Annotated in this window: 1 protein-coding gene and 1 pseudogene; both read right to left on the bottom strand. The window is 68.3% G+C overall.

The annotated features are described in order from the left end of the window. Positions 1 to 43 precede the first annotated feature (43 nt). Complete coding sequence (locus ACFV3E_RS46825) at positions 44 to 520, bottom strand: hypothetical protein (RefSeq protein ID WP_500542671.1); 477 nt, start codon at positions 518 to 520, stop codon at positions 44 to 46. Positions 521 to 694: 174 nt separating this feature from the next. Beyond that, a pseudogene (locus ACFV3E_RS46820) lies at positions 695 to 1,022 on the bottom strand (excinuclease ABC subunit UvrA); the annotation flags it as partial.

The following is a 1,022-nucleotide window of genomic DNA, read 5'->3' as shown; positions in this document are numbered from 1 at the left end:
CCTTCTCGTGTGCGCCGCGCAGCTGTGCGTCCACCTACCGGGACTAGTCCTTAGGCTGCTCCTGGAAGGACCCAACGAAAACGAATACGCCACGTTGCACCCCGGCCCCGGGGCCGACGTCGACGATGTGGTCGGCGATCTCGATCACATCGGGGTCGTGCTCGACGACCAGCACGGTGTTCCCCTTGTCGCGCAGCGCGCGCAGCAGCTCGTTGAGCCGTCCCACGTCGCGCGGGTGCAGGCCGATGCTGGGCTCGTCGAAGATGTAGGTGAGCCCGGCCAGACCACTGCCGAGGTGGCGGACCATCTTCAGCCGCTGCCCCTCGCCCCCGGAGAGGTCGGCCGTGGGCCGGTCCAGGGTCAGGTAGCCGAGCCCGATGGACACGATCCGCTCCAGGGCCGTGCGCGCGGCCTTCGCGAGGGGAGCCGCGGCCGGCTCTGTGACGCCGGTGAGCACCTCCGTGAGGTCGCGGACCTCCATGCTCGAGTAGTCGGCGATGTTCTTGCCGTCGATCCGCACGTCGAGCGCGGCGGCGTTGAGCCGCGCCCCCCGGCAGGAGGGGCAGACGCCGTCGGTGACGAAGCGTTCGATGACCTCGCGCTTACGATCACTCAGGGCGCTGAGGTCGCGCTTGAGGTTGAGCCGCTCGAACCGGTCGGCCAGCCCTTCGTAGTTCGTCTGGAACTCGGTGATCTAGGTCTTCAGCGTCACCTTCCCGCCGGTGCCGCGCAGCAGGGTGTCCAATTCCTCGGCGCTGTACTCGGCGATCGGCTTGGCCGGATCCAGACGGCCTGACTTCGCCCAGATCTGCCAGGCGGGGCTGCCCACCTTGTACTCGGGGAAGAGAACCGCCCCGTCGTCCAGGGACTTCGAGCGGTCCAGCATCTTGTCCAGGTCGAGGGCGATGCTCTGGCCGAGACCGTCGCAGTCCGGGCACATGCCCTGGGGGTCGTTGAACGAGAACGCGGAGACGCCGAGCGAGGACGGCTTCTTGTCCGTCGTCGTGCCGAACCGGGCGAAC

The sequence above is a fragment of the Streptomyces sp. NPDC059718 genome (assembly GCF_042733315.1).
GTDB lineage: Bacteria > Actinomycetota > Actinomycetes > Streptomycetales > Streptomycetaceae > Actinacidiphila.
The sequence above is the reverse complement of the archived record's forward strand: the minus strand, read 5'-3'. Positions and strand labels throughout refer to the sequence as shown.